This window comes from Blastomonas sp. RAC04, from assembly GCF_001713435.1.
GTDB classification, from domain to species: Bacteria; Pseudomonadota; Alphaproteobacteria; order Sphingomonadales; family Sphingomonadaceae; genus Blastomonas; species Blastomonas fulva.
The window spans coordinates 282,349-308,414 of sequence record NZ_CP016460.1; the positions used below are offsets into that span (position 1 = coordinate 282,349).

At 64.3% G+C, this 26,066-nt stretch carries 26 protein-coding genes and 1 tRNA gene; 13 read left to right on the plus strand and 14 right to left on the minus strand.

The window, feature by feature from the left end; translation table 11 throughout:
• The first annotated feature begins 40 nt into the window (after window positions 1–40).
• Window positions 41–1,882, plus strand: a complete 1,842-nt coding sequence (locus BSY18_RS02320; RefSeq protein WP_150126187.1) for a M2 family metallopeptidase — start codon at window positions 41–43, stop codon at window positions 1,880–1,882.
• Window positions 1,883–2,114: 232 nt separating this feature from the next.
• On the opposite strand, the gene BSY18_RS02325 is transcribed toward BSY18_RS02320, so the two are convergent.
• The 5 genes from BSY18_RS02325 to BSY18_RS02345 form a co-directional block, all read right to left on the minus strand.
• Window positions 2,115–2,696, minus strand: a complete 582-nt coding sequence (locus BSY18_RS02325) for a hypothetical protein (RefSeq protein ID WP_069049526.1) — start codon at window positions 2,694–2,696, stop codon at window positions 2,115–2,117.
• 181 nt (window positions 2,697–2,877) lie between these two features.
• Window positions 2,878–4,503 carry a SulP family inorganic anion transporter gene (locus tag BSY18_RS02330; protein ID WP_054134465.1) on the minus strand — a complete coding sequence of 542 codons (1,626 nt, stop codon included), beginning with the start codon at window positions 4,501–4,503 and terminating at the stop codon, window positions 2,878–2,880.
• A gap of 33 nt (window positions 4,504–4,536) precedes the next feature.
• Window positions 4,537–5,208, minus strand: a complete 672-nt coding sequence (locus BSY18_RS02335) for a carbonic anhydrase (RefSeq protein WP_054134464.1) — start codon at window positions 5,206–5,208, stop codon at window positions 4,537–4,539.
• Between the two features lie 33 nt (window positions 5,209–5,241).
• Complete coding sequence (locus tag BSY18_RS02340) at window positions 5,242–5,583, minus strand: ArsR/SmtB family transcription factor (RefSeq protein ID WP_054134463.1); 342 nt, start codon at window positions 5,581–5,583, stop codon at window positions 5,242–5,244.
• A gap of 73 nt (window positions 5,584–5,656) precedes the next feature.
• Window positions 5,657–7,096: an AMP nucleosidase gene (locus BSY18_RS02345; protein ID WP_069049527.1), complete on the minus strand. Its 1,440-nt coding sequence runs from the start codon at window positions 7,094–7,096 to the stop codon at window positions 5,657–5,659.
• A gap of 165 nt (window positions 7,097–7,261) precedes the next feature.
• Between BSY18_RS02345 and BSY18_RS02350 the strand changes: the two genes are divergently transcribed.
• Entirely contained in the window at window positions 7,262–7,795 is a 534-nt protein-coding gene (locus BSY18_RS02350) for a YbjN domain-containing protein (protein WP_054134461.1), read from the plus strand.
• 103 nt (window positions 7,796–7,898) lie between these two features.
• Here the strand turns inward: BSY18_RS02350 and rplI are convergent, their stop codons facing one another.
• From rplI to BSY18_RS02375, 5 genes are all read right to left on the minus strand, one after another.
• Window positions 7,899–8,510, minus strand: a complete 612-nt coding sequence (rplI, locus tag BSY18_RS02355; RefSeq protein WP_054134460.1) for a 50S ribosomal protein L9 — start codon at window positions 8,508–8,510, stop codon at window positions 7,899–7,901.
• Window positions 8,511–8,522: 12 nt separating this feature from the next.
• Window positions 8,523–8,747 (minus strand): 30S ribosomal protein S18, encoded by a 225-nt coding sequence (gene rpsR, locus BSY18_RS02360; protein ID WP_017670246.1) that lies wholly within the window; start codon window positions 8,745–8,747, stop codon window positions 8,523–8,525.
• Between the two features lie 20 nt (window positions 8,748–8,767).
• On the minus strand, window positions 8,768–9,127 hold the full coding sequence (gene rpsF, locus BSY18_RS02365; protein WP_054134459.1) for a 30S ribosomal protein S6: 360 nt from the start codon (window positions 9,125–9,127) through the stop codon (window positions 8,768–8,770).
• 183 nt (window positions 9,128–9,310) lie between these two features.
• Window positions 9,311–10,411, minus strand: coding sequence for a GGDEF domain-containing protein (locus BSY18_RS02370; RefSeq protein ID WP_069049528.1), 1,101 nt, complete (start codon window positions 10,409–10,411; stop codon window positions 9,311–9,313).
• A 159-nt stretch (window positions 10,412–10,570) separates the two neighbouring features.
• Window positions 10,571–11,977 carry a phosphotransferase family protein gene (locus BSY18_RS02375; RefSeq protein WP_069049529.1) on the minus strand — a complete coding sequence of 469 codons (1,407 nt, stop codon included), beginning with the start codon at window positions 11,975–11,977 and terminating at the stop codon, window positions 10,571–10,573.
• Window positions 11,978–12,117: 140 nt separating this feature from the next.
• Between BSY18_RS02375 and fabD the strand changes: the two genes are divergently transcribed.
• The 5 genes from fabD (at window position 12,118) to mltG (ending at window position 16,809) form a co-directional block, all read left to right on the plus strand.
• On the plus strand, window positions 12,118–13,056 hold the full coding sequence (gene fabD, locus BSY18_RS02380; protein WP_069049530.1) for an ACP S-malonyltransferase: 939 nt from the start codon (window positions 12,118–12,120) through the stop codon (window positions 13,054–13,056).
• 181 nt (window positions 13,057–13,237) lie between these two features.
• Window positions 13,238–13,975, plus strand: coding sequence for a 3-oxoacyl-[acyl-carrier-protein] reductase (fabG, locus tag BSY18_RS02385; RefSeq protein ID WP_054134455.1), 738 nt, complete (start codon window positions 13,238–13,240; stop codon window positions 13,973–13,975).
• A gap of 139 nt (window positions 13,976–14,114) precedes the next feature.
• On the plus strand, window positions 14,115–14,351 hold the full coding sequence (locus tag BSY18_RS02390) for an acyl carrier protein (RefSeq protein ID WP_023836488.1): 237 nt from the start codon (window positions 14,115–14,117) through the stop codon (window positions 14,349–14,351).
• A gap of 219 nt (window positions 14,352–14,570) precedes the next feature.
• Window positions 14,571–15,827, plus strand: a complete 1,257-nt coding sequence (fabF, locus tag BSY18_RS02395; RefSeq protein ID WP_054134454.1) for a beta-ketoacyl-ACP synthase II — start codon at window positions 14,571–14,573, stop codon at window positions 15,825–15,827.
• A gap of 7 nt (window positions 15,828–15,834) precedes the next feature.
• Window positions 15,835–16,809, plus strand: a complete 975-nt coding sequence (gene mltG / locus BSY18_RS02400; protein ID WP_150126188.1) for an endolytic transglycosylase MltG — start codon at window positions 15,835–15,837, stop codon at window positions 16,807–16,809.
• A 21-nt stretch (window positions 16,810–16,830) separates the two neighbouring features.
• On the opposite strand, the gene BSY18_RS02405 is transcribed toward mltG, so the two are convergent.
• Entirely contained in the window at window positions 16,831–17,250 is a 420-nt protein-coding gene (locus BSY18_RS02405) for a hypothetical protein (RefSeq protein WP_083231269.1), read from the minus strand.
• 223 nt (window positions 17,251–17,473) lie between these two features.
• On the opposite strand from BSY18_RS02405, the gene BSY18_RS02410 reads away from it, so the two are divergent.
• Window positions 17,474–18,019, plus strand: coding sequence for a peroxiredoxin (locus BSY18_RS02410; RefSeq protein WP_054134452.1), 546 nt, complete (start codon window positions 17,474–17,476; stop codon window positions 18,017–18,019).
• 107 nt (window positions 18,020–18,126) lie between these two features.
• Window positions 18,127–18,648 (plus strand): 2'-5' RNA ligase family protein, encoded by a 522-nt coding sequence (locus BSY18_RS02415; protein WP_069049531.1) that lies wholly within the window; start codon window positions 18,127–18,129, stop codon window positions 18,646–18,648.
• A 6-nt stretch (window positions 18,649–18,654) separates the two neighbouring features.
• On the opposite strand, the gene BSY18_RS02420 is transcribed toward BSY18_RS02415, so the two are convergent.
• Entirely contained in the window at window positions 18,655–19,140 is a 486-nt protein-coding gene (locus BSY18_RS02420; protein ID WP_069049532.1) for a hypothetical protein, read from the minus strand.
• A gap of 270 nt (window positions 19,141–19,410) precedes the next feature.
• Here BSY18_RS02420 and BSY18_RS02425 point away from each other — a divergent pair, with 270 nt between their 5' ends.
• The 3 genes from BSY18_RS02425 to BSY18_RS02435 are packed head-to-tail and all read left to right on the plus strand — an operon-like array spanning window position 19,411 to window position 24,050.
• Entirely contained in the window at window positions 19,411–20,772 is a 1,362-nt protein-coding gene (locus BSY18_RS02425) for a hypothetical protein (RefSeq protein WP_069049533.1), read from the plus strand.
• A complete protein-coding gene (locus BSY18_RS02430) occupies window positions 20,772–22,373 on the plus strand; it encodes an SUMF1/EgtB/PvdO family nonheme iron enzyme (RefSeq protein ID WP_069049534.1) in 1,602 nt (533 codons plus the stop codon). The genes BSY18_RS02425 and BSY18_RS02430 overlap by 1 nt, the downstream gene beginning before the upstream one ends.
• A 3-nt stretch (window positions 22,374–22,376) precedes the next feature.
• Window positions 22,377–24,050 (plus strand): caspase family protein, encoded by a 1,674-nt coding sequence (locus BSY18_RS02435; protein WP_083231271.1) that lies wholly within the window; start codon window positions 22,377–22,379, stop codon window positions 24,048–24,050.
• Between the two features lie 78 nt (window positions 24,051–24,128).
• Here BSY18_RS02435 and BSY18_RS02440 read toward each other — a convergent pair.
• Window positions 24,129–24,219 (minus strand) — tRNA-Ser (locus tag BSY18_RS02440).
• Window positions 24,220–24,309: 90 nt separating this feature from the next.
• Entirely contained in the window at window positions 24,310–24,945 is a 636-nt protein-coding gene (locus BSY18_RS02445) for an adenylate/guanylate cyclase domain-containing protein (RefSeq protein ID WP_083231272.1), read from the minus strand.
• An 82-nt stretch (window positions 24,946–25,027) separates the two neighbouring features.
• On the opposite strand from BSY18_RS02445, the gene BSY18_RS02450 reads away from it, so the two are divergent.
• The gene (locus BSY18_RS02450) at window positions 25,028–26,065 is read left to right on the plus strand and encodes a peptidylprolyl isomerase (RefSeq protein ID WP_054134514.1); all 1,038 of its coding nucleotides are present in this window, start codon (window positions 25,028–25,030) and stop codon (window positions 26,063–26,065) included.
• Window position 26,066 lies beyond the last annotated feature (1 nt).

The window sequence follows — 26,066 nt, forward strand, 5'->3', positions numbered from 1 at the left end:
GCTGCGCCGGTGTACGGCGCATGATGAGAAGGTGTCTGAAATGAAATCCCTGAAATCGATCGTGTCCGTCATCGCATTGTCGGTTGCCGCCTGCGCTGTTCCCGCATTTGCCGAGGATGCTGCTCCGCAGAGCGCCGCTGCCAGGCCGACCGCTGCCGATGCCGATGCCTTTGTTACCGCTGCCGAAAAGGAGATGTACGACTACATCATCTCGGCGAGCAGAGTGTTCTGGGTCAACTCGACCTATCTGACCGACGATACCAATGCGCTGGCGGCCGAGGTCGGCGCCAAGGGGACCGAGATGCAGGTGCGCTTCGCGCTCGAGGCGGCGAAGTTCAACGATGTCGCAGGACTCAGCGACGAGACGCGGCGCAAGCTCGACAAGATGCGCGGCGGCATCGTGCTGCCCGCGCCGACCACTCCGGGCGCAGCGGCCGAGCTCAACACCATCGCCACCAACCTGCAGTCGATCTACGGCAAGGGCAAGGGTACGCTTGATGGCAAGCCGGTGAACGGATCGGACATCGAGGCAGCCATGGGCGAAAGCCGTGACCCCGATGCGCTCAAGGAAATGTGGGCGAGCTGGCACGACAATGTCGGCGCGCCGATGAAGGACGACTACGCCCGGATGGTCGACATCGCCAACCAGGGCGCGCGCGAGCTGGGCTTCAAGAATGTCGGCGCGATGTGGCGCTCGCAATACGATATGAGCGCGGACGAGTTCGCCGCGCTGACCGAGAAGCTCTGGCAGCAGGTCAAGCCGCTGTACGACGATCTGCACTGCTACACCCGTACCAAGCTCAACGAGAAATATGGTGATGCGGTGCAGGCCAAGACCGGCCCGATCCGCGCCGATCTGCTCGGCAACATGTGGGCGCAGGAATGGGGCAACATCTATGATGTGGTGGCGCCTGCGGGCGCGGGCGACATCGGCTATGATGTCACCGAGCTGCTCAAGGCCAAGCAGTATGATCCGATCAAGATGGTCAAGGGCGGGGAGGCGTTCTTCTCCTCGCTGGGCTTTGCGCCGTTGCCCGAAACCTTCTGGCAGCGCTCGCAGTTCACCAAGCCCGCCGACCGCGAGGTGATCTGCCATGCGTCTGCCTGGGATGTCGACAACAAGGACGATATCCGCATCAAGATGTGCATCAAGGTGAATGCCGACGACTTCACCACCATCCACCATGAGTTGGGGCACAATTACTATCAGCGGGCCTATAACAAGCAGGACACGCTGCATCTCGATGGCGCCAATGATGGCTTCCACGAGGCGATCGGCGACATGGTCGCGCTGTCGATCACGCCCGATTATCTGGTCGAGATCGGCCTGCTCGACAAGGCCAAGGTACCCGGCGCGGACAAGGACCTTGGGCTGCTTCTGCGGCAGGGCATGGACAAGCTGGCGTTCCTGCCCTTCGGCCTGCTGGTCGACCGGTGGCGCTGGGGCGTGTTCGACGGCAGTATCAAGCCTGCCGGATACAACGAGGCCTGGACGGCGCTGCGCCTGCAGTACCAGGGGATCACGCCGCCGGTTGATCGGCCCGACAATGCGTTCGACGCTGGCGCGAAATACCATATCCCCGGCAACACGCCCTATACCCGCTATTTCCTCGCGCGAATCCTGCAGTTCCAGTTCTACAAGGCCGCGTGCGACATCGCCGGCTGGAAGGGCCCGCTCCATCGGTGCACCTTCTACGGCAACAAGGAGGTCGGCAACCGGCTGAACGCGATGCTGGAGATGGGTGCGTCCAAGCCCTGGCCCGATGCGCTCGAGGCGTTCACCGGATCGCGCGAAATGGATGGCACCGCGATGGTCGAATATTTCGCGCCGCTCCAGACGTGGCTCAAGGAACAGAACAAGGGCAAGCAATGCGGCTGGTAAGCGACGCTGGTTTCAGGGGTCGGTAACAGAACAGGAGCAGAAACTACGGCCCGAGAGCCGCAGCATCTGCCCCTGTCTGAGGTCGCAGCGACCGATGACCGGTCGTTAGAATGATGGGGCCTGCTCTCCTGAAGCGGGGGGCGCCTCTTGCCGGAAAACAGGCCCCGAGGCACCGCGCATGAGGGAATCGCGCGCAGCACCTATCTGTTGGGCGGGTTACAGCCGGGGCTGATTACCGCTTGGTGTTCGTATACGGCGCACCTGCTGCGCTGGTCGTCGAAGGAACAACGGTCGGATCGACATAGTCGCTATTCTCGTCGGCCTGCGGCGCAGGATCGACCTTGCTCTTGCGGGTCAGCGCGATGGCCGCTGCGATCAGCGCGATACCGCCAGCCGCAAGGCCGATGGCCACTGCCGGATGCGCGCGTGCCTGGTCGGCGGCGTATTTGCTGTTCTGGCTGACCTTGGCGGAAAGGTCGCGTGCGGCAACCGTCAGACGCTCAGAGGCATCTTGCGCTAGTTCGCCGGCCTTGTCGCGAAGCGGGCCCATTTCGGTGGTCAGCGCCTTGGCATTGTCCGAAATGATGTGCGCGGCAGCGTTCGCGTTGCGGCGGGCGAGGTCGGATGCGATCCGGGCGTTCTCCGAAATCACTTCACCGGCCAGCTTGGCGGTTTCGGTGGCCTTGGCGCGCAGTTCGTCGCGGTGGTCATTGACCGATGCGAATGCACTCGCAGCTTCCGTGCGGGCACGTTCGGCGAGGTTCAGCGCGTCTTCCTTGATGCGCGCTGCAGCAGTCTTGATGGCATCGCTCATAGATAATCTCCTTGGCTTCATCGGTTGGGGTTACCATTCCGTTGATGGAGGCATTACGCCGACCACCGCCAAATGTTCCCTTGATCCCGACACAAACTGCATGGTTTTCGACAGAGGAATGCAAAAAGGCCGCCGGGTTGCCCCGACGGCCTTGTTTCTGTAGCAGTTAGAGAGGGTTGGATCAGGCAGCCGGCTCAAGCACCGGCGGGGCTTTTTTTGGCCCCTCTCCCGGCTGGTCCGGATTGCCGTCGAACTGATCCTGCATCTTCTGGTAGGGCGATGCATAGCGATCGCGCAGATCCTTCCATTCCATGATCATGGTGCCGCCGGTGGCGTTATGCTGCTTCTCCCATGCGCCCAGCATGTCGAGGCAGGCGTGGTCGATATGGTCGAGATGTTCGACATGCACGTGCACTTCGCGGCCCGACTTGACGGTTTCCAGCACGCTCGCAAGCCGGGGGATCGAGAAAAAGGTTGCCGATCCGTGCAGGAACACATCGGTGCGGTTGGCCATCTCGTCGTCCTCCAGATCAACCCGCACATGCGTGAAGGTGTACACCACCTTGGCGGTGGCCAGCACGAAGCCGATGATCACGCCGGTGAGCAGATCGAACACCACGATGCCGCCCAGCGTCGCGAAGTAGATCACCAGTTCGATCCGGCCATAAGAGGCGATCTTCTTGATCTGTGCGATGTTGACCAGCTTGTAGCCGGTATACACCAGGATCGCGGCCAAGGCTGCGGTAGGGATATAGGCCAGCAGCCAGGGCAGGGCGGCAACCGTGCCGAGAATCCAGACGCCGTGCATGATCGCCGAGAGGCGCGATTTGCCACCGGCCTGGACATTCGCGGACGAACGCACGATCACGCCTGTCATCGGCAGCGCGCCGACCGCACCGCATAGCATGTTGCCGATGCCCTGCGCGCGCAGTTCCTTGTCGTACTTGGTGCGTGGGCCGGTGTGCATCTGGTCGACCGCGGTGGCGCACAGCAGCGTCTCGGCGCTGGCGACGAACGCGAAGACCACACCCAGTAGCAGGATGTCCATCGAAAGGCCGCGCTGAAAGGCTTCGGCCGTGGGGATGTTGAGCGATGCTACGATGTTGTCCGGCACGGTAACGCGGTTGATGTCGAACCCGGCAAACAGCGCGACCAGAGTGCCAACGATGACGGCGATCAGCGGGGCGGGGACGACGGCGAGCGACTTGGGCTTGAACTGGTTCCACAGCAGGATCGCGGCAATTGTGGCGACGCCAACCATGGCCGCGAGGTGATGGCTGTCCATCGCCATCGGGAACACGGCCTTGTAGATCGCCTCGGGGATCGAGATCAGGTTCTCGAGGCCGCTTCCACGCGGGCTGTCATCGATCATCACATGAAACTGCGAACCCAGGATCAGCACGCCGATCCCGGCGAGCATCCCGTGAATGACGGACGGCGATATCGCCCTAAACCACTGGCCGAGCCGCGCGACCCCTGCCATCAGCTGCAGCGCGCCGGCGATCAGGCCGACGACACCCATCATGATCAGGCCATGCTCTTCCACCAGCTGGTAGCACAACACGGCAAGACCCGCCGCCGGGCCGCTGACCTGCAGCGGAGAACCGGCGAGCGAGCCCACGACGATCCCGCCGATGATGCCCGTGATCAGCCCCAGCGCCGGCGGTGCGCCCGATGCAATGGCAACGCCAAGGCACAGGGGCAACGCCACCAGGAACACGACGACAGAGGCCAGCAGGTCCTGTGGCCAGCTTTTCTTCATCGTCTCGAATTCACCCATCGGGGCGGTAGTCGCGGTCATGATCATGCTCCTGGGGATCGGAAGGTCAGGGACTCAGGTTCAGGCTGCACATTCATGCTTGGCCACGGCAATCGCGGCCATTTCACTGGCGTAATGCTCGTGCACGGCCACGAACTTGCCGGTGGTGTCATCATAGGCGGTCACATCGCCCGTGCGGATATCATAGACCCAACCGTGGAGCTGAAGCTCACCCGCGGCGAGTCGCGCGGCGACAGCGGGGTGGGTCCTGAGGTGATTAAGCTGCAGGATGACATTTTGTTCCAGCAGCATCTGCATCTTGCCCGCATCATCGAGGTTGCTACCCAGATGATTCACTACTTCGACCGCAGCGCGGGTATAGCCCAGCCATTCGCGAACATGGGGCAGGCCGTCGAGGCCCTCGGGGTTCATCGCGCCCTTCATGGCACCGCATTCCGTGTGTCCGCAAATCACGATGTGCGGCACCTTGAGTGCAGCAACCGCGAACTCGATCGAAGCGGTCATGCCGCCGGTGTGGTTGGTGTGCGGGGGAACGATGTTGCCCGCATTGCGGCAGATGAACAGCTCGCCCGGATCGGTCTGCGTGATCATCGCGGTTTCGATGCGCGAGTCCGAGCAGGTGATGAACAGGGCTTCGGGCGACTGGCCCTTGGCGAGGCTTTCGAACAGCTCCTGCTTCTCGGGGAATACCTCGGTCTGGAAGCGGACGACGCCGGCGGCGAAATGGGGCATGGGGAGGCTCCTTCTTGATAGATGTCTAAAGGGTCAGGACCAGAGTTCTCGCACTTCCTGCAGCTCTCCGGCCAGGGCCGCCGGGGCGCGGGCCTCGACAAAGGCCAGACCTTCGGTGATCCAGCCCGCGATCTGCGGCTGGGCAAGGCTGTAGAGGTGCTGTCTGCCGTTGCGCCGTTCCGCAACCATCCGGGCAGCCCGTAACAGGCTGAGATGCTGGGAAAGACGGGTCGGGGGCAGGTTGAGCCTCTGTGCGAGCGTGTTCACGTCACACTCGCCCGTGCGCAGTTCCTCGATCAGACGTATCCGGTCGGGATGCGCGATGAGCTTGAAGAACTCGGCAAGCTCACGGGCGATAGGGATGCGCTTTGGCATGAGTCGCAGGCTGGCGCATCTTCAGCCCTGCGTCAATGCATATCTGCAAATATATGCAGACTTTATGATAAAGTTACCGGAACGGCGGCTCGTTGAAGGCGCGCAGCTTGCGGCTGTGCAGCGAGTTGCTCTCCCCGCGCAGCATTTCGCAGGTGCGGATTCCGATCTGCATGTGCGCGGCGATCGCCTCCTCGTAGAAGCGATTCGCCTGGCCGGGCAGCTTCAGTTCGCCGTGCAGCGGCTTGTCCGACACGCACAGCAAAGTGCCGTAGGGCACGCGGAAGCGATAGCCCTGTGCGGCGATGGTCGCGCTTTCCATGTCGATTGCCACCGCGCGCGATTGCGAGAACCGCAGCGCGCTGGCCGAATAGCGAAGCTCCCAGTTGCGGTCGTCGGTGGTGACCACCGTTCCGGTGCGCATCCGTCGCTTGAGATCGGCGCCGCTGGTGCCGGAGATTTCCTCCGCCGCGCCGGCCAGCGCCTGCTGGATTTCCGCGATGGGAGGGATCGGGATTTCCGGCGGCAGCACATCGTCCATGATGTGGTCGTCGCGCAGATAGGCATGGGCGAGCACATAGTCGCCGATCCGCTGGGTGGGGCGCAGGCCGCCGCAATGGCCGATCATCAGCCACACTTCGGGGCGCAGCACGGCAAGGTGATCGGTGATCGTCTTGGCGTTGGACGGGCCGACGCCGATGTTGACCAGGGTGATGCCGCCGAAATCGGGCGCGATCAGGTGATAGGCGGGCATCTGGTGGCGCCGCCATGCGCTGTCGGCCACCAGCTGGCTGGGGTCGGACCCCGGCTGATCGGTGTACAGCCCGCCCGCGCCCGACAATGCGGTGTAATGGCCCTTGCCGATCTGGCTGCAGGCCCAGCCGACGAATTCATCGACATAGCGGTGATAGTTGGTGAACAGGATGAAGCGCTGGACATGCTCGGGCGGGGTGCCGGTGTAGTGCCGGAGCCGCGCCAGCGAGAAATCGGTGCGCAGGCCATCGAACAGCGACAGCGGGCGGTCCATGCCCTGGCCGAACGGCAGAAAGCCGTCGGCGATCTCGTCCCCGATATCGGCAAGCTCGGTGGTCGGGAAATGGCGGGCGAGTTCGAGCGGGGTGATTCCCCCCAGGTCCATCCCGGCGATCCCGTCGAGCACATAGGGGAAGGGGATTTCCTGGGTGCTTGCCTCGACCGACATGGCCACGTCGTAGTTCTCGCGCAGCAGGTTCAACTGCTCGGTCAGATAGTCGGCGAACAGGCGTGGCCGGGTGACGGTGGTGGTGTAGAGCCCCTGCGCGTTCAGCCGCCCGAACGCCAGGCCGGTGGAGGAGCCGCGCTCGCGTCCATCATACTCGATCCGCAGCAGCGGATAGCTGAAACCGCCATTGCGGCGCTGCTCCGCATCGGGGAGCGTTCCATGCTCGACAAAGGCCCGGATGGCGGTCTGGAGATTGGCAACCGACTGCTCATAATGGTCGGCAAGGGCGGTGATGATCTGGTCTACACTGTTCATGTTCGACGCTTAACGACTTTGCGCGACACTGTCATTACCGGAAAATGACCGCCCCGCTGCGGTTTTTCGAGAGGTTGCAACCTGCGACAGGCACCGCTTATGATGTACCCCACACACCAAAGGGGGGGGCAGGAGATGACGATGCACAGGCGAGTGACATTGCAGATGTTGAAAACGGGTCTGGTGGGCTGCCTTGTGCTGGCCGCCGCGCAGATGCCTGCGCTGGCGCAGCAACCGCCGTCCGGCAACCCGGACGACATGACCGAAGTCAACGCCTTCACCCCGGCGAGCGTGCGCCAGATCCTGTCGTCCTTCGGCACCGCCATCACCATTGCCGACCGCCAGACGCCCGAGGGGCGCCCGTTCGTCGAGGCGAGCTTCGGTCAGCTGAAGATCAACATGTTCTTCACCGCCTGCCCGCCGGGGCAGCCCGATCAGTGCCAGGGGCTTTACCTTCTCGCGTTCTGGCCCAAACCGGCGGAGCGCAACCTTGCCAACCTTACCCAGGCGGCAGGCGACTTCAACCGGCTCTACGAGTTCAGCAAGGCGGGCGTTTCGGTGGCGGGCGAGCCGTTCGTGGCTCGGTATCTGATCAGCGATTTCGGCGTGAAGCGAGGAACGCTGCGGCGCGAGGTCACCAACTTCGTGGTGCTGGCGCAAAGGTTCAACCAGGAAGTCGTCGCGCCGCCTGCGCGGTAACACGACCGATCCGCGCGGCCGCGGGCGGGAATGACACGGGCAACAAAAAAGCCGGGCTCCTTTGTGAGGAACCCGGCTTTTTGTGTGTCGGTATCGAACCCGATCAGGCGTCGGTATCGTCGCCTTCGGCTTCTTCGGTCTCATCCTGCGGGATGAGGCCCGGTTCGGCATTGGGGTCAAACTTTTCGACGAAGCCGGCAGGCTGCTGGTCTTCTTCGAACATCTGACGCATCACGTCGACGCCGGCCTTCTGCAGCTCGGCTTCGTCATCGCTGCGCGCAACGTTGACGGTGACGCTGACCGAAACTTCCGGGTGCAGCGCGATCTTGACCGGGAACACGCCCAGCGTCTTGATCGGGCGTTCCAGGATGATCATCGCCTTGGTGACGGCGGTGGCACCAGCTTCGTTCAGCGCATCCGAGATATCGCGAACCGAGACCGAGCCGTAAAGCTGGCCGCTGTTCGACGATGCGCGGATGAGGATGACCTGCATGCCATCGACCGTTTCGGCACGCTTGGCAGCTTCGTCACGCTTGGCGACGTTGTCGGATTCGATGCGCTCACGGTTGGCTTCGAAGACCTTGCGGTTGGCTTCGTTGGCGCGCAGGGCCTTCTTGTTGGGCAACAGGAAGTTGCGGGCATAGCCGTCCTTCACGGTGACGACGTCACCGATCGAGCCAAGCTTCTCGATCCGTTCGAGCAAAATGATCTGCATGTCTCTTGCTCCTTACTTCACGATGTACGGCAGCAGGCCGACGTGGCGTGCGCGCTTGATGGCCTTGGAAAGTTCACGCTGCTTCTTGCCGGAAACGGCAGTGATGCGGCTGGGAACGATCTTGCCCCGCTCGGACATGAAGCCCTGCAGCAGGCGCACATCTTTGTAATCGATGGCGGGAGCATTCTTGCCCGAGAACGGGCAGGACTTGCGGCGGCGGAAAAATGGGCGTGCCATGTGTCTTTATCCTTCCTGGCTCAAGCGTCGCGGTCGCGGCGGGGGCGACGTTCGCGGTCCTGCTTGCGCATCATGACCGACGGGCCTTCTTCCAGCTCGTCGACGCGCACGGTCAGATAGCGGATGACATCTTCGTTGATCGACGTCTGGCGTTCCAGCTCGGCGACGACGCCGGCGGGGGCGTCGATGTTGAGCATCACGAAGTGCGCCTTGCGGTTCTTCTGAATCTTGTAGGCGAGGTTGCGCAGACCCCAGGTCTCGGTCTTGGTGACCTTGCCTGCGTTCTGTTCGACAATCTCGGTGGCGGTCTGGGCCAGCGCGTCTACCTGGGCCTGTGACAGGTCCTGGCGCGCCAGAAAGACATGCTCGTAAAGCGGCATGTATTGGCTTCCTTTACTCATCTGCCGATCGCTGATGCGCGCACCATGCAACGCACCCCTCCGGCTTTCTTCGAATGCCCGCAGACGATCAGTCGTCCGAAGGCAAGCGCGGGCTAATACCCAGAACCTTGAAGAAAGCAAGCGCGGAGACGAGAAAAAGAGGCATCTGGAATGGATTCCCGATCAATGCGAGGGGTTGAAGATCAGCACCTTGTTGCGGCCGCTGTGCTTGGCTTCATACAGGGCCGCATCGGCATTGCGCAGAACCTGGCGGTTGGGTTCGCCCGGATTGAACGGCGCAATGCCTGCCGAGAAGGTTACCCGGCCGATATTCTGGCCGTTGTCCTTGTTGACCAGCGAACGTTCGGCCAGCTCCTCGCGAACAGCGTCGATCTGCTGCTTGGCTTCCTGGGTGCTGGTGTTTTCCAGCACGATGACGAACTCTTCGCCGCCATGCCGGGCCAGATGGCAGTTGCCCCGGCCGAACCCGTCGAGCGTCTTGGCCACCAGCTGCAGCACGCGGTCGCCCGCTTCATGGCCGTGGGTATCGTTGACCTGTTTGAAATGATCGATGTCGATGAACGCGACCGAGAGAGGCTCGAAGCGCTCCTTGGCACGGATCGTTGCGGCGGAGAACTGCTGTTCGAACGCCCAGCGGTTGGGGAGGCCCGTCAGCTGGTCGCGCTGCGCCTTGTCGTTGGCCTCGTCGAGCCGGTTGCGCATCTGGCTGAGCTTCTTGGTGCTCTGGTCGAGGCTTTCGCTCGCCTTCTTGGTCGATTGCAGCATCTGCGAGGTGATCTTGAGCAGCGCCTTGAACTGCGCCTCGATCGGCATGTCGGCCTGGTCGGCCGGGTCCAGATCGCGCATCCAGTCGAGCCGCGACTGCAGCACCTCGGCATAGGCCATGCTTTCCTTGCCGCTCTTGCTCAGCGTCTTGAAGCCGCCTGCAAGCAGCGTCTCGCTCTCGGCGACAAGCGCGTTCAGGTCCTTGACCTTCATCTGGCCTTCGCATTCGTCCAGGATTTCCGCAACGATCTCGGGCGACAGCCGCCCGTTGGCATCGAGCTTGCGGTTCACAGCCTCGCGCAGCATCATGTTGCCGCCGTTGAGATATTCCCACGCCAGGCGGTAATGATCGGGCACCGGGTCCAGCTGAACCTGCTCAAGGAACGAGAACACCTTGAGGTACTGGAGCTTGCTGATGTTTTCAAAGACGGTTTCTTCCCGCGGGGCATCGTCCTCTGCCCTGGACTGGCCCGCCAGGATGGAAGCCGCCAGCTTCATCCGGTCCCTGAAATTGCCTCGCTGTACCTGGTGTTCCGCCATCGGTTGAGCCCAATCGTCCTTAATCAACTCTTCACCAGCATTAACGACCGCGCGTCGCAGGCCTTAAGTGGAAACTTGATGTCGAGACGATTTTGTAACCTGGCGTAACCGGACGGGTCAGGGGGGCGAGGTCCAAAGCTGCCGGGCGACCGCCAGCCCGGCATAGCGCGGCTGGTCGATCAGGCAGTTTTCGACCGCCAGCCGGCGCAGATGATCGTGCTGCATCCGGGTCACGCTGCCAGGCTCGCAGCGCAACCGCTTGCGCAAGGTGCCGGCATCCATGCCGATGTCGGCAAGCCTGTGCTGCTGCTGGGCGGCAAAGCCCGGGCCCATGGCGGCGTCGCGCGCGGCCATGCCCAGCGCGTTGATCGCGACCTTCGCCTCGAACCTTGCATGGCCGCTGGCCTGGTCCGCGATCTGCGCATCGAGCCAGTCGCTCACCGCACCGATCAGCGCCGCGCCGCTTGGCACGCCGTTTTCGGTTGCGTGCCCCGCCTCGGGCCATGGCATCGGGGCTTGTGGCGACGGCAGGTCGTCGGACAGCATCAGCAGCAGGTCGATCTCGACCTCGGACGCGCGCCGCCCGATCACCAGCCGCTCGGGCCCCTCCCGCTCGCTGCGCCGCCAGATATCGGCCATCACCAGGCAGCATACCCCCCACCACAGGCACGAATAGACCAGCCAGAAGCGGAAGCGCGCCGGATCGACCGCATGGTCGGTCAGCGCCTCGTAATGCTGGAGCATGGCGCCGGGCTGGGCAAAGCCGCCCAGCATCTGATCATAGCGGCCGAAGCGCCAGCTGGGGATGCAGCCAAAGGCAAGGTCCTGCACCGGGTCTCCCAGATGCGCGAGTTCCCAGTCGAGCACGGCGGACAGGCCATCGGGTGTCAGCAGCAGGTTGCCCATGCGGAAATCGCCATGGCACAGCGAAAGCTCGACAGGGGCGGGCAGGGCACGCTCGAGCCAGCCGAAGGCCAGCGCATAGATCGGCGAGACACCGCCGAGCGAATGCCAGCGCTGCTCGAGCTCGGCGACCATCTCGGCAAGGCTGCGACAGGGCAGTTCGGCGGGAAGGCGGCCTGGAGATATGGCATGGATTGCCGCGAGCTGCTCGGCCCATTGGCGTGGCAGGCCTGCCAGCGCGTCGCCATAGGCAGGGTCGCGCAGCAGCACCTGCGGCAAGGCTTCGCCAGCGGCGCAGGCCATGATGAAGCCTTCGCCAAGCCCGTCCTCCGGTCGCAGCCGCGCGCGCACCGCCGGCACCATCACCCCATGCTCGCCCGCTCGCTCGATCACGTCGGCCTGGCCGTCGAGCGAGAGGCTGGCGGATTCGATCGCCGCATCGTCGCCGCTCAACCCTTCGGGCATCCGCCGCAGGATCAGCGGCTCGTCGCCCCAGCCAAAGCGCCAGCTCTGCATGCTCGCACCGCCGGAAAGCCGCTGCAAACCGCTCAGCGGACCGTCGCCGCCCAGCCGCTCGCGGCAAAGCGTTTCCAGCGACGCTGCAAAAAGTGTATCGTCCATGGCGAGGTGTTAAGTGATCGATTAACAGGCCGCAAGCACCTTGCAACGCTGCGTCATCGGATATAACGGGCGGCGCTTGTCGCGCAAGACCGGGGGGTCTTGCCAGCGACGGACAGATCGGGGCGAGGGACAGCAGGATCATGACACGCGCATTCATTTTTCCCGGACAAGGCAGCCAGAAGGTCGGCATGGGCAGGGAGCTCGCCGCCTCGAGCACCCAGGCGCGCGAGGTCTTCCAGGAGGTCGACGATGCGCTGGGGCAGAACCTGTTCCGGCTGATGTGCGAGGGCGATGCGGACGAACTGCAGCTGACCGAAAACGCCCAGCCTGCGATCATGGCCAACGCCATCGCCACGCTGCGCGCGCTGCAGCATGAAGCAGGCACCGGCAGCCCGGTCAGCTTCGCCTATGTCGCGGGGCACAGCCTGGGTGAATATACTGCATTGTGCGCAGCCGGATCGTTCGATCTGGCGACCACGGCGCGGTTGCTGAAGATCCGTGGTCAGGCAATGCAGGCGGCAGTACCGGTCGGCGTCGGCGCGATGGCGGCGCTGCTGGGCATCGAGTTCGAGCAGGCGGTCAAGGCCGCCGAGCAGGCGGCGCAGGGCGAGGTGTGCGCGGTCGCCAACGACAACGCGTTCGGCCAGGCGGTCATCTCGGGCCATGCCAGCGCGGTCGAACGCTGCCTGCCGATCGCCAAGGAGCTTGGCGCGCGCAAGGCGATGATGCTGCCGGTCTCGGCCCCGTTCCACTGCGCGCTGATGCAGCCTGCGGCAGACCGCATGGCCGGCGCACTGTCCGAAACCGAAATCCGCGAGCCTGTCGTGCCGCTGTTCGCCAACGTCACCGCAGCGCCGGTGAGCGAGCCTGCGGAAATCGGCGCACTGCTGGTCGAGCAGGTCACCGGCATGGTGCGCTGGCGCGAATCCGTGATGGCGATGCACGCTGCTGGCGTGGATCAATTCATTGAGCTGGGTGGCAAGGTGCTGGTCCCGATGATCAAGCGCATCGTCGAGGATGTCGCCTGCGACAGCCTGGTCGACATGCGCGATATCGAAAGCCTGTTGGAGGCGGTGTGATACTTGCTCCTCCCCTTTGACGGGGGAGGATACAAAGGCTTGTCAGCTTGCTGCCTAGCCGGTGTTGGAGAGGGTGGGGCGGTGTCCGTATTCCCCTCTCGCGCTGCGACTGGGTGGCAAAGCCACCAAGTCTCGCGGCCTTTCCCGCAAGGGGAGAGGCGTTAACAGTCAGGAGACTTCAATGTTCGATCTTACAGGCATGACCGCCCTCGTCACCGGCGCCAGCGGCGGCATCGGTTCCGCGATCGCGCGCGGACTGGCGGCGCATGGTGCGCGGCTGGCGCTGTCGGGGAGCAACGCAGCCAAGCTTGATGCCTTTGCAGCCGAACTGGGCGGCGACCATGTCACGCTGGCGTGCGACCTGTCCGACCCGGCTGCGGTCGATGCGCTCGTGCCGCGCGCGGTCGAGGCGCTGGGCGGGCTCGACATTCTGGTCAACAATGCCGGGATTACCCGCGACAACCTGGCGATGCGGATGAAGGACGACGAGTGGTCCGACGTGATCCGCGTCAATCTGGAAGCCGCGTTCCGCCTGTGCCGCGCGGCTGCCAAGCCGATGATGAAGGCGCGCTTCGGCCGCATGATCTCGATCACCAGCGTAGTCGGTGCCACCGGCAATCCGGGACAGGCCAATTATGCTGCGTCCAAGGCTGGCCTTGTCGGCATGTCCAAGGCGCTGGCGGCAGAGCTTGCCAGCCGCAACATCACCGTCAATTGCGTCGCCCCCGGCTTCATCGCCTCGGCCATGACCGAGGTGCTGCCCGAGGGGCAGAAGACCGCGCTGCTGGGCCGCATTCCGGCGGGCAAGCTGGGCGAAGGGGACGATGTCGCCGCCGCCGTGGTATATCTTGCCAGCCGCGAATCCGGCTATGTCACCGGCCAGACGCTGCACGTGAACGGCGGCATGGCGATGCTGTGACCTGCCGTCGCGGGCAAGCAGCGCGGCGCATCCACCATGTTTGGCTGCGCCCGCCTCTTGCCAGCGATCAAAAGCCGCATTAGGGCGGGCGGGTATTTTCGTTCGCACATCCATTTACACACTATTGAAGGAACTCTGAATGAGTGAGACTGGGGACCGCGTTAAAAAGATCGTGATCGAGCATCTCGGCGTTGAAGCAGAGAAGGTCACCGAGGACGCAAGCTTCATCGACGATCTGGGCGCTGACAGCCTCGACATCGTCGAACTGGTGATGGCTTTCGAGGAAGAGTTCGGAGTTGAAATTCCCGACGACGCCGCCGAGAAGATCAGCACCGTCAACGATGCCATCGAATATATCGACAGCCACAAGGGCTGATCTGCAGCTGACACAGGGGCTGGGCCCGAAGTGCCTGCGCAAACCGCACCAGCGGTCGCAGGAGGGCAGCGTCGTCATGATGCAGATGGCGACCATGTGAAATAGGATGGCTTCCCTGTCTGTCGCGATGCGACCGGGGAAGCCATTTTTCGTTCCGGCCAGTGCCCTCGATCGTTTGAGGGAACTGATCGCACAGAAGATATGCAGGAGTGAGGGCGTATGCGCCGCGTAGTCATAACGGGTCTGGGACTGGTCACGCCATTGGGGGCGGATGTCGAGACGACATGGGCGAACCTCATCGCCGCCAAGTCGGGCGCGGGACCGATCACCCGGTTCGATGCGAGCGATCAGAAGTGCCGCATCGCCTGCGAAGTGAAGCCCAAGGACCATCCCTGGGGCTTTGATGCGGACAAGCGCGTCGATCACAAGGTCCAGCGCCAGGTCGATCCGTTCATCATCTATGGCATCGATGCTGCGGGCCAGGCGCTTGAAGACGCCGGGCTGACCGACATGAGCGAGGAAGAACGCTTCCGCGCGGGATGCTCGATCGGTTCGGGCATTGGCGGTCTGCCGGGAATCGAAAGTGAATCGCTGCTGCTGGCCGAAAAGGGTCCGGGCCGCGTATCGCCCCACTTCGTCCACGGTCGGCTGATCAACCTCATCTCGGGCCAGGTTTCGATCAAGTACGGCCTGATGGGACCCAACCATGCCGTCGTCACCGCGTGCTCGACCGGAGCACACTCGATTGGCGACGCAGCGCGGATGATTGCGCTCGACGATGCCGATGTCATGCTGGCGGGCGGCGCTGAAGCGACGATCTGCCCGATCGGCATCGCCGGCTTCGCGCAGGCGCGCGCGCTCAACATGACCTATAACGACCGCCCCGAACAGGCCAGCCGTCCCTATGACCAGGATCGCGATGGCTTCGTGATGGGCGAGGGCGCAGGCGTCGTCGTGCTCGAAGAGTACGAACGGGCCAAGGCGCGTGGCGCGAAGATCTATGCCGAAGTGGTGGGCTATGGCCTCTCGGGAGACGCGTATCACGTGACCGCGCCGCAGCCGGAAGGCAGCGGAGCCTATCGTTCAATGGAAATGGCGCTGAAGCGGGCGAACATGACCCCCGCCGATATCGATTACATCAACGCTCACGGAACTTCGACGATGGCCGACACCATCGAACTGGGCGCGGTCAAGCGGCTGTTCGGCGATGCCATTTCCAACGTTTCGATGAGCTCGACCAAATCGGCCATCGGCCATCTGCTTGGCGGCGCGGGCGCGGTCGAGGCGATCTTCTGCATTCTTGCGATCCGCGATCAGATCGTCCCGCCGACGCTCAACCTCGACAACCCGAGCGAGGGCTGCGAGGGCGTCGATCTGGTGCCTCACACCGCCAAGAAGCGCAAGGTGACCGCGGTGCTCAACAACAGCTTCGGTTTCGGCGGCACCAATGCCAGCCTCATCATGAAGGCGGTATAACGCCATCATGCTGCGCCGATTGGGATGCATCGTTCTGGCCGGAGCTGCGGCCCTGGTGCTGCTGATCGGCGGCAATTTCTATTGGGGCTGGACGGGTGAAGGCCCGGCGCAGCAGGAATTGGCAATCGTCATCCCCGCGGGCAGCTCGCTTGCCCGCGCAGCCCAGGTGCTCGAGGACAAGGGCGCGATCAGTTCGGCAGGGGCCTTCCTCAACCGGGCCAAGGTGTTCGGCGGCGATGATCCGATCAAGGCGGGCGAGTTCGTCATCCCCGCACGCGCCAGCAACGCGCAAATCCTCAACATCCTGCAGGGTGGCGAGGTCGTATTGCGGATGGTCACGGTACCCGAGGGCATGCCCAGCATCCTGGTGCAGGAAAAGCTGATGCGCGAGCCGCTGCTTGCCGGCGAGGTTCCGGTGCCCGAGGAAGGATCGCTGCTGCCCGAGAGCTACAGCTTCGAGCGCGGTGAAAAGCGCATCGCGGTGATGCTGCGGATGCAGAAGGCGATGCAGGACACCATCGCCGAACTGTGGCCCAAGCGCTCGCCCGAAACGGTGGTCAAGACGCCCAAGGAAGCGATCACGCTGGCCGCGATCGTCGAGAAGGAAACCGGCAAGCCGTCCGAGCGCCGGATGATCGCAGGGGTCTATTCCAACCGCATCCGCAAGGGCATGATGCTGCAGGCGGACCCGACCATCATCTATCCGATCACGCGCGGCAAGCCGCTGGGGCGGCGCATTCGCCAGTCCGAGATCGCCGATGTCAACGACTACAACACATATGCGATGACGGGTTTGCCCAAGGGGCCGATCACCAATCCGGGGCGTGCCTCGATCGAAGCGGTGCTCAACCCGGCGCGGACCGAGGCGTTGTATTTCGTCGCCGACGGCACCGGCGGGCACGTCTTCGCCAACACGCTCGCCGATCACAACCGCAATGTCGAAAAGTGGTTCGCGCTGCGCAGGGCGCGCGGCGAGATGTAGTTTTGTCCTGCTGGCGCTGCCCTAGCGGCTCCAGCGGCGCCTTTTCGCAGTCAGTGCCAGCCAGATTTCAAGCGCGATCGATCCTGCGATCAGCGCCTGGAAGCCCAGAACCTCGGCCGTGAGATTGGCCGGATCGCCAAACAGCCACGCGTTCTGCAGCACCAGACCAACGGCCGAAGCGATGAACAGCCACAACGCGACATGCCGCCGCAGCAGCAGCGCGATGACGCCCGCCGTGCCCGCAACGGTGGCGAGCACGAAGCCGTAGAACGCGATCGCGGGACGCGCGGCGTATATCGCCTGCTGTTCCGGCGCGAGCTTGCTCACATCGCCCAGGCCGATCACCGGATCGTACAGCAACGCGATGAGACCGATGACATTCCAGGCAAGCAACGCGATCGCCAGCAACCAGAACCAGCCAAGCGGGCGGGACATCAGCATTCAGAACCTCCAGAAACATTCAAAATGAAGCTTTCTGCTCATTTTGGCAAGCATGTCACGTAACCATGCATCGGGTCCAACCGGACTGTCGCCGGGAATGCGGCCAACTCATCGAAAAAAGCGATCAGGCCAGTCCAATCAATTCATTTCACTCAGTGCGGCAGGGTCGCTACATGCTGCAGTGCAAAAACAATTTTCCCCCATCGTTCAAAGGAGTTCTACTATGATTGGACGTCAGGTCCCCAATGTGTGCCTCAAAACGCGTGTGCGCGATGAGAGCATCGAAGGCCCCAATCCGTTCCGCTGGCAGGACCAGCTCACCGGCGATCTGCTTGCCGGCAAGCGCGTCGTCATCTTCTCGCTCCCCGGCGCGTTCACGCCGACCTGCTCGACCTCGCAGGTCCCCGGCTTCGAAGCGCTGTACGACGATTTCCGCGCGCAGGGCATCGACGAAATCTACTGCGTGTCGGTCAACGACGCGTTCGTGATGTACCAGTGGGGCAAGTCGCTGGGCGTCGAAAAGGTCAAGCTGCTTCCCGATGGCTCGGCCGACTTTACCCGCCGCATGGGCATGCTGATCCGCAAGGACCATGTCGGCTTCGGCGAGCGCAGCTGGCGCTATGCCATGGTCGTCGACAACGGTGTGGTCACCGACTGGTTCGAAGAGCCGGGCATCAACGACCACGGTCTGGACAGCGATCCCTATGGCGAAACCGCACCTGAAAACGTGCTCGCCAAGATCAAGACGAAGCAGCTCGAACTCGCATAAGCGAGAGCGCTCGCAATATACCCTGACGGGTCGCAAGCGGGGGGCGCGGAGCAGAGATGCACCGCGCCCCCTTTGTATGTTGCGCAGGCCAAGGCTAAGGCATCGTCATGCGACGCGAACCGATCATCATGACTGCCAGTATGGGCGCGGCCGATCAGGCCTGGGCCAATGCCCTGCGCCGCGCGCATTATCCGCCCGAGCGCAATGTGCTCAATGCGCATGTCACGCTGTTCCACCACTTGCCGGGTGCCTATGAGGCCGAGGCGGTGGCGCGCGCCAAGGCGCTGGCGGCAGAGTTTGCCGCCCCCGATGCCCGGCTGAGCGAGATGATGAACCTGGGCCGCGGCGTTGCCTATCGCATCCATTCGCCGGGCCTGCTGGCGATCCGCCACATGATGGCAGAAGGGCTGCACGGCCTGCTGACCGCGCAGGACCAGGGCCAGCCCAGGCTCCACATCACGGTGCAGAACAAGGTCGAGCCAGCAGCGGCCAAGGCGCTGCTGCAACAGCTGAGCGCCGAATTCCTGCCGCGTCCGATCGCAATTACCGGGCTGGCCCTGCACCGCTATATGGGCGGACCATGGGAGCCGATCGGCGACTGGCGTTTTCGCGGCAAACAGCGCGCCTGAGCCGGGTCAGCGCCCCAGCGCGCGCGCTCCGGCTCTGACCGCCAGAACCAGCGTCGCAATGATCGCCGTGCCGGTGAGGGCGAACTTGAGCGGGGTCAGCACCGTCTTGGCATCCAGCAGATCGGCACGCCCGCTCAGCGCCAGAAGTTGCACGATATTCTCGGCGTAGTCCGCGACCATCCCGGCGAGCATTGTCAACGCGACCCAGCCCGCCGGTGCGCCACCCAGCCGGATCGCAAGCCCGGCAAAGAAGGCGCCATAGGCCAGCGGATACAGCCCGTCATAGATTAGCGTGGCATGCGCGTGCACATCACGCTGCCACGGTGTCAGCTGCGCCAGCAAGGCGCGGGCCTGTGTCCCGTTCAGCGTCAGGTCGAGCATCCCGCCGATCGCATCGCCCGTCTGTCGCAGCAATCCCGCCAGCAGCACCATCGCGCCAAAGCTGATCGCGAGAACCGAGGTGCGGGAAAGGCGGGGAACGGCATCTGGCATCGAACCACTCCTGAAGCTGGCGCGGGTGATCCGGGCGGCTGCGGCAGTGCCACCATGCCCCGGCGCACGCGACAGGGCAATTGCCGGGTGTATCGCGCAGCACGAAGCGGGACGCCTCGCGAAACGGCGATTTGTCGCGGTTTGCGACAATTTGCCACAGCGCCCCCGCGAGGCCAACGGTTCAAGCTGGCTCAGTGGCCGGACTGCGACGGGGCAAGGCAACGCCCGTGTTCCGGCCCCTCATCAGGTGTCTGTTCCAAGGGGGAATACGTGTCCAAATTGAAATTCGGCAGCGCGCTCGCTGCCTGTGCGGTGCTGTGCGCCGGTACTTCGGCCTTTGCCCAGCAGGCGGGCCAGCCGGTCCCGAACATCGCCAATTACCAGGAGCTCAGAAAGTCGTTCCGCATCGGCATCCGGGTCAACAACCAGCTCAACGGCTTCGACCAGTCGGCCCGCTTCGAGCAGGACACGATCGACGACATCATCGACTTTCTCGACCCCAGCGTGATCGCCACCGTGGTCGGCTTCCAGAATGCCCAGCTGGGCGCGGTGTCGGGCGTGTTCGACATTCGCGGCGCGACCGCCGTTGCAGGCTATCTGCAGAACAGCGCGCTGCTGACCGTATCGATCGTCTCGCCCACCGGTCAGCTGGTGACCCAGCGCAATGGCGCGGCGTGTACATTCACCTTCAACGGGATCAACCGGCAGCAGGCGTTCAACGCGTTCGATGCCGCGGTGGATGATGAAGGCACGCCGACCTCGCAAGCGCTGCTCGGCTGTCTGGCGCGTTCGTTCACGCGCTTTTCGCCCGCAGATCCGCTCGCGGGCAACCCGGGCAGCCTTCAGGCGCAGCTCACCCGCAGCGCGCTCGATCTGACCAATGGCGATTCGCTGGTCGAGCAGGACGCACAGCCCGAAGGCGCGAACACGCCCAACGATCCCTGGCTGATCGGCGCAACCTACAACACCGGTTCTGCCGGCCGTTTCGACATCGGCCGGGTGGATGCCCGCGTTCAGCGCAGCTTCCGCATCTTCGAGGGCAACCGCGCGCTGCTCAAGTTCGACCTGCCGTTCAACTATGCCCGGATCAACGGCATCGACAGCTACAGCGCGCAGATCGGCCTGGGGCTGGAAATCCCGCTGATCGAGCGCAAATGGTCGATCGAGCCGCGCATCGGCTATGGCGCGGTCTATTCTGAAAATGCCGGCTCGCTCGGGCACATCCTGCAGGGGTCGATCACCAGCCGCTATGTCATCGACGGGATCGGCCGGGGGCGGCTGATCGTCGGCAACATGGTCGGCTATGGCCAGACGCTGGACACGCCGGGGACGCAGGCGAACATCAACCCCGACCTCAAAAACTGGTCATTGCGCAATGGCGTGGCCTATGACCTGCCGCTCAAGGCGCGGCTGTTCAGCCGGGGCAGCTCGATGCGCGCAAGCTATGCCTTCACCCAATATTTCGGCAGCGATCTGCGCAACGACAGCTTCCACGAAGCGACCATCTCGTTCGGCATCCGCGGGCGGGAGGATTCGGTGCGCGCGACCCGCGACCTGATCCGCATCAATTTCAGCACCATCCAGGCGCGCGGGTTCAGCACCTATAGCGCGGGCATCGGCTTCCGCTTCTGATGCTGCGCCTTATCCCGCTGCTGGCACTTGTCCTGGCCGCGTGCGTGGCGGGGCTGATGTCGGCGCCAGATGCCTTCGGACAGAGCCAGGCGCGCGAACCGCGCCTGGCTCTGGTCATCGCCAATGGCAACTATCGCGGGTTCGACCGGCTGCAGGCGACCTTCGGCGATGGCGAGCGGATCGCCGCGGCGCTTTCGGGCACCGGCTTTGTCGATCCCGGCGGCGGCGCGGTGCGCACCCGCCGCGACCTGAGCGCGGCCGAGATGGAGGCGGAGATCGCCGCGTTCCGCGCCGCGCTTGCCGCCGCTGGGCCCCAGGCCTTTGGCGTGCTCTACTTCTCAGGCCATGGCGTCGCGCTCGGCAATGGCGGCGATGTCCAGATGGTGCCGGTCGATGGCTCACCGGTCGGACTGGCGGCTGGCGGATCGCTGTCGCGTTCGGCTGTCACCCGCAACCTGATGGGCTCGGGTGCACGCACGGTGCTGGTCGTGCTCGACATGTGCCGCAACACGATATCGCTGCCGGTCCAGCCAATGTCGACCAGCGATGCGGTCACCGGCGGCGATACGCTCGTCCCCGGATCGAAAGGCCTGCGCCGCGTGATCCGCTCTGCCGAAAGCAGCATTCGGCCCGATCAGGGCTATCTCGTTGCGTTCTCGACCAGCGCCGACCAGTTCGCGTTCGACAATGGCATCTTCTCCAAGGTGCTCGCCGAGGAAATCCGGCGCCCGCAGCAGAACATTGCCGATGCGATGAAGCGCGTGTCGGATCGGGTCGCCATGGCCAAGGCGGCAAGCTTTCAGAAGCCGACTTTCGATTATGGCCTGCAGGGCCAGCCACCGTGTTTCGTCTCGTGCGATCCCAGCAGCGGCAACCGCTTCTATGACTGCGCCAACTGCCCCTGGATGCGGATCATCCCGGCGGGCAAGGCGGTGATCGGTTCGCCGGTGTCCGAACCCGGGCGCGGCAAGGACGAGGCTGCCCAGCAGGCCGCGGTGATCGCGCGCGATTTCGCGATGGGGGTGTACGAGGTGACGGTGGCCGAGTGGACCGCGTGCGTGCGCGATGGCGGTTGCCCGAAGCTGTCGACATGGGCGGCGGACAATCCCAACCCGCTGATCCCGGCGACCAGCATCAGCCATGACGATGCGCTCGCGTTTCTGGGCTGGCTGTCGCGACAGTCGGGTCGGGCCTATCGCCTGCCCAGCGATACCGAATGGGAATATGCCAGCCGGGCAGGGGCCAGCAGCGCCTTTCCCTGGGGCGACAGCATCACCCCTTCGGAAGCCAATTACGATCATACCGCGCGCTACCAGGGGTCTCCGACGTCGCCCTATCGCGGCTATCCCGAGGCGGTGTCGGGCTATCCACCCAACAGCTTCGGTCTCTACCAGATGCAGGGCAATGTCTGGGAATGGACCTCGCAGTGCCTTGATGCGGCCTGTCGCAACCGGGCGGTGCGCGGCGGATCGTTCGAAAGTGTTCCTGCGGCGCTGCGCTCTGCCAACCGTTTCGGCGTGGCTCCAACCAAGCGCCGCGACGATGTCGGGCTGCGGGTGGCGCGCGACCTGGAACCGGACGAAGCCGGGGTGGGCGGCTGAGCCATGCGCGCTGCCTTGCGCCTGTGCAGTCTGGTTCTCGCGCTGGTCGCCGGGGTCGGCTCGCTACCCGCCCATGCCGAGACCCGCGCAATCCTGGTGGGCGTGTCGCGCTATCAGTCGGCCAGCATTCCGGACCTTGCCGGACCTGCAAATGACGTGTCCGCGATGGAGCGGCTCGCGCGCAGTCTTGGCGCCAGCGACATCGTGACGCTCGCCGATGGCGCGGTCACCCGGTCCAGCGTCGAGACCGCGATCCACGACATGGGCCAGCGCAGCCGCAGCGGGGATTGGGTGCTGTTCTATTTTTCGGGTCATGGCGCGCAGGCGCGCGCGCAAAATCCTGACGAGACCGATGGCGCCTATGACCAGTTCGTGCCGCTGCCGGGCTTCGATCCTGTGGGACAGGATCCGGAAAGCTTCATCGTCGACAAGGACTTCTATGCGTGGATGAAGCGCTATCTGCCGCAGGATGTCGCGATCCTGATGGTCGTCGACAGCTGTCATTCGGGCACCATGCACCGCGCCATCGATCCGCGCACCTTCGCCTTCACGCCGCGCATCGCCTTCCGCCCCGGCGAAGCGCGCGCGATCGAGCTGGTGGCGCGGCCCGGGCCAAGGCTGGGTGCGCTCGGGGCGGACGCGACGCCGGGCGTCGTACCCGGCGAGATTGCGGTGCCCAGGCGCGAGGACCTGCCCAATCTGGTCTATATCGGCGCATCGCGCGACGATCAGCTGGCGCTGGAAGCGGCGCTGCCGCAGGAGGGCGCACCGCAGCGCGGCGTGCTCACCTATGCGCTGGAACAGGCGCTCAGCCTGCCGGGCAGCAACGATCAGTCGCCGGTGGCGGATCTGGATGGCGACGGGCTGGTCACGGTGGTCGAGATCGGCTCCTATCTCAACAGCCAGGTGCGCATGCTCACCGCGCAGCGGCAGGAAAGCACGTTGTTCTTTCCCGCAGGCTGGGCCGAACGCCCGGTGTTCGCGGCAGTGCCCGTTCCCCGGCTGAGCTTCGATCTGCCTGCCCCTTATGTGATGATCGCCGGGCAGGGCGACGACCTTGCCACCGCCCCGCAGGACGCCGCCTGGCAGCTGGCAGCATCGTCCAACGAGGCCGATTTCCTGTGGCTGCTGGGCTCGCGCGAAGTGCTGCGCAGCTCGGGCGATGTGGTGGCCAGCGGCATCGCCAGCCAGGCCGCCTTTGCCGGCGTGATGGACAAATGGCAGGCGATCCTGACGCTGCGGCCTTTGGTGTCCGAGCTGGCGATGCGGCTGACGGTGGACCCGCTGGGGTCGGACGCGCTCTATGGCGAGGGTGCACCGATCGCGGTGGCGCTGGCCCGCACCCGGCGCGGCGGCGGGCCGCGTTATGCCACGGTGTTCAACCTCGCCTCGGATGGCACGGTGCAATTGCTCTATCCGCTGGGCCCGGATGGCGAAGGGCAACTGGACGATGCGCTGCAGCAGTCGCTGCTGGACACGGTCGTGGTGCCGCCGTTCGGGGTCGATCACCTTGTAGCCCTCGCCACCCCGGATGTTCCCGAAGCGCTCCGCGCTGCCCTGCGCAACGCCGATGGCCAGCGCGCGGCAGGGGGCCTGGCAGCGCTGATCCGCGCAGAGCTCAAAAAGGGGCGCGGCAAGGCCTCGCTGTCGATCGCGGAACTCTACACGGGCAACTGAACGCCGCGCCAGGCGAGCCAGGGCGCGCGCGACGGCGGCGGTGCAGAGCGGCTTTTGACAAGGGCTGCTGGGGGGTACTGGCGGAGCGGGTGGGATTCGAACCCACGATAGGCTTTTGACCTATACACACTTTCCAGGCGTGCGCCTTCGACCACTCGGCCACCGCTCCGCTTGTCCTGGGAGCCGCCCCCCTAAAGGCAAGTGCGGACCAGCGCAAGAGGTGGTTTGGCGGGCGCGGCGGGGGCCGTGCCGCGCTGGCTTACAACACCATGTGATAGTTCAGCGCCAGGCCCGAGATGCTGAGTTGTTCGGGCCGGGTCTCGACGGTCTTGAGTGTCAGTGTCGCCCTTGCCGCTTCGGTCAGCAGGATCTCGCTGCGCGCGGCAATGTCCTCCCCCAGCTTGCACGCCAGGTTCATCTCGTCGCCGAACAGATCCTCGTCATCGATGTTGAGCACTGCGCCATAGCCGATCCCGATCGAGGCGTAGAGCCTGCGATCCTCGGGCAGGATCAGGTTCGCGGCCTTGAGCTGGCGCACGATCGCGCGCGCGGCGCGCACCGCCTCATCGGTCGTATCGAACAGGCAATAGAGGTTGTCGGCCTCCGCCTTCACCAGCAGCCCGCCCTTGTCCTCGATCTCGGGCATCGCCAGGCGTTTCATCTGGTGCACCATCAGCAGGAACGCCGCGATCCCGTGCCGCTGGGTGGTGCGCGAAAAGCCGCTCATGTCGAGCACCATGACCGCGCGGGTTTCGCAGAACACCTGCTCGATGGTTTCGGCCAGCGTTGCCATCCGGTCGGGAGTCTCGATCATGTCGTCGAGCAGCCGGTCGAGCGTGGCGCGGCTGTTGCGCAGCGACAGCGGGGTGTCATCGTTTTCGTCAGGAACAGCCATGATATTCTCCCCCGCGACCCTGCAAAACCTGCACCGGCTTGCGCGGTTTCGCAAGCGGTCAGCGCGTGATAGCGTGTCCGCCATGACAAAGACCCGAATCCGCTCCGCCTTGCTGAGGTCCATCGCTGCACTGGCCCCGCTGGCGCTGTTGGCGGCTGCCGAGCCGCCACCTGCCAGCCCAAGCCCCGGCGAGATCGTCGAAGCCGCGCCGGCTGCGCATTGGACTGCGATCGCGGCATCGGATCTGCTGGTGATGGAGCTTGCCCCCGATGCGGCGGGCAAACCGCGCCGGGTTGTTATCCAGCTGATGCCCGCGCCGTTCAGCACCGGCTGGACCGACAACATCCGCAAGCTCGCCGCTGCCAAATGGTGGCATGGCCTCGCCATAGTGCGGGTGCAGGACAACTACGTCGTGCAATGGGGTGATCCCGACGGCGAGGACGCGGCCAAGGCGAGGCCGCTGCCTGCCGGGATCGCGCAGGTCCCGGAGAGCGGGTATGTCATCGGGATGGATGCCTTTGATGCAGCCGTAAAGGAATGGTTGTCGGCGGACGACAGCGCCGGGGCCGCTGGAGCCTCCGCTACGGCTATTGGCGAGGAAGTATCGCAGGACGATGGTCGCCCTTGGGCCGGGCCTGACACATACGCCAAGACGCTGGATTTCTTCCGTGGTTGGCCGATTGCCGGAAACGATGAAAATGTGTGGCCAGTGCATTGCTATGGCATGGTCGGTGTCGGGCGCAACCTGTCGCCCGACACCGGCAGTGGAGCAGAGCTCTACACGGTGATCGGCCATGCGCCACGCCACCTCGACCGCAATATTGCGCTTGTGGGCCGGGTGGTCGAAGGCATCGAGCATCTGTCCAGCCTGCCGCGCGGTACGGGCGAATTGGGCTTCTACGAAACGCCCGCAGAACGTACGCCTATTGTGTCGGCTCGCCTGGCGTCGGACTTACCGGAAGCGCAGCGCCCCAGGCTCGAATACCTCGACAGTACCAGCGAATCATTCGTCCGTTACGCGCACGCGCGGTCCAACCGCAAGGACGCGTTTTTCAACATCCCCGCAGGCGGCGCGGATATTTGCAACATTCCAGTGCCAATTCGGAAAATTACGCAATAAT

Excerpts from the sequence above, each read along its gene's own strand:
- BSY18_RS02320 (WP_150126187.1), top strand. The coding sequence starts at position 41 with ATGAAATCCCTGAAATCGATCGTGTCCGTCATCGCATTGTCGGTTGCC.
- BSY18_RS02325 (WP_069049526.1), bottom strand. The coding sequence starts at position 2,696 with ATGAGCGATGCCATCAAGACTGCTGCAGCGCGCATCAAGGAAGACGCG.
- BSY18_RS02330 (WP_054134465.1), bottom strand. The coding sequence starts at position 4,503 with ATGATCATGACCGCGACTACCGCCCCGATGGGTGAATTCGAGACGATG.
- BSY18_RS02335 (WP_054134464.1), bottom strand. The coding sequence starts at position 5,208 with ATGCCCCATTTCGCCGCCGGCGTCGTCCGCTTCCAGACCGAGGTATTC.
- BSY18_RS02340 (WP_054134463.1), bottom strand. The coding sequence starts at position 5,583 with ATGCCAAAGCGCATCCCTATCGCCCGTGAGCTTGCCGAGTTCTTCAAG.
- BSY18_RS02345 (WP_069049527.1), bottom strand. The coding sequence starts at position 7,096 with ATGAACAGTGTAGACCAGATCATCACCGCCCTTGCCGACCATTATGAG.
- BSY18_RS02350 (WP_054134461.1), top strand. The coding sequence starts at position 7,262 with ATGTTGAAAACGGGTCTGGTGGGCTGCCTTGTGCTGGCCGCCGCGCAG.
- rplI (WP_054134460.1), bottom strand. The coding sequence starts at position 8,510 with ATGCAGATCATTTTGCTCGAACGGATCGAGAAGCTTGGCTCGATCGGT.
- rpsR (WP_017670246.1), bottom strand. The coding sequence starts at position 8,747 with ATGGCACGCCCATTTTTCCGCCGCCGCAAGTCCTGCCCGTTCTCGGGC.
- rpsF (WP_054134459.1), bottom strand. The coding sequence starts at position 9,127 with ATGCCGCTTTACGAGCATGTCTTTCTGGCGCGCCAGGACCTGTCACAG.
- BSY18_RS02370 (WP_069049528.1), bottom strand. The coding sequence starts at position 10,411 with ATGAAGCTGGCGGCTTCCATCCTGGCGGGCCAGTCCAGGGCAGAGGAC.
- BSY18_RS02375 (WP_069049529.1), bottom strand. The coding sequence starts at position 11,977 with ATGGACGATACACTTTTTGCAGCGTCGCTGGAAACGCTTTGCCGCGAG.
- fabD (WP_069049530.1), top strand. The coding sequence starts at position 12,118 with ATGACACGCGCATTCATTTTTCCCGGACAAGGCAGCCAGAAGGTCGGC.
- fabG (WP_054134455.1), top strand. The coding sequence starts at position 13,238 with ATGTTCGATCTTACAGGCATGACCGCCCTCGTCACCGGCGCCAGCGGC.
- BSY18_RS02390 (WP_023836488.1), top strand. The coding sequence starts at position 14,115 with ATGAGTGAGACTGGGGACCGCGTTAAAAAGATCGTGATCGAGCATCTC.
- fabF (WP_054134454.1), top strand. The coding sequence starts at position 14,571 with ATGCGCCGCGTAGTCATAACGGGTCTGGGACTGGTCACGCCATTGGGG.
- mltG (WP_150126188.1), top strand. The coding sequence starts at position 15,835 with ATGCTGCGCCGATTGGGATGCATCGTTCTGGCCGGAGCTGCGGCCCTG.
- BSY18_RS02405 (WP_083231269.1), bottom strand. The coding sequence starts at position 17,250 with ATGCTGATGTCCCGCCCGCTTGGCTGGTTCTGGTTGCTGGCGATCGCG.
- BSY18_RS02410 (WP_054134452.1), top strand. The coding sequence starts at position 17,474 with ATGATTGGACGTCAGGTCCCCAATGTGTGCCTCAAAACGCGTGTGCGC.
- BSY18_RS02415 (WP_069049531.1), top strand. The coding sequence starts at position 18,127 with ATGCGACGCGAACCGATCATCATGACTGCCAGTATGGGCGCGGCCGAT.
- BSY18_RS02420 (WP_069049532.1), bottom strand. The coding sequence starts at position 19,140 with ATGCCAGATGCCGTTCCCCGCCTTTCCCGCACCTCGGTTCTCGCGATC.
- BSY18_RS02430 (WP_069049534.1), top strand. The coding sequence starts at position 20,772 with ATGCTGCGCCTTATCCCGCTGCTGGCACTTGTCCTGGCCGCGTGCGTG.
- BSY18_RS02435 (WP_083231271.1), top strand. The coding sequence starts at position 22,377 with ATGCGCGCTGCCTTGCGCCTGTGCAGTCTGGTTCTCGCGCTGGTCGCC.
- BSY18_RS02445 (WP_083231272.1), bottom strand. The coding sequence starts at position 24,945 with ATGGCTGTTCCTGACGAAAACGATGACACCCCGCTGTCGCTGCGCAAC.
- BSY18_RS02450 (WP_054134514.1), top strand. The coding sequence starts at position 25,028 with ATGACAAAGACCCGAATCCGCTCCGCCTTGCTGAGGTCCATCGCTGCA.